Source organism: Winogradskyella poriferorum, assembly GCF_050618035.1.
Lineage (GTDB): Bacteria > Bacteroidota > Bacteroidia > Flavobacteriales > Flavobacteriaceae > Winogradskyella > Winogradskyella poriferorum_A.
This window is the reverse complement of the sequence record NZ_JBODPY010000191.1, coordinates 1-226: the sequence shown is the minus strand read 5'-3', so window position 1 is coordinate 226 and position 226 is coordinate 1. Positions and strand designations below refer to the sequence as shown.

The 226-nt window shown below is 38.9% G+C and carries 1 protein-coding gene; it reads right to left on the bottom strand.

The features are described from left to right. Positions 1-226 (bottom strand): DUF547 domain-containing protein (locus tag ACRHOC_RS15425; protein ID WP_431159473.1); only part of this gene is annotated, 226 nt, incomplete at both ends.

The window sequence follows — 226 nt, the reverse complement described above, 5'->3', positions numbered from 1 at the left end:
GCTCAAAAAGTCCTTTGTAGACATAGTGAGCATTTTTTCTAGGTTAGAAACTGTAAAGGCCTCATTTTGAAGCTTTGGACAGGACTCAGGAGCACAGACAATTGCAAAGTGAATTCTAGGTTCATTCATTTTACGCAAACTTTTGAGTTCAATATCATTGAGGTTTAACCACTTGCCACCGAGTGTCCACAGACGTTGATCCCATGGGTCTTTTATATCCTTTATA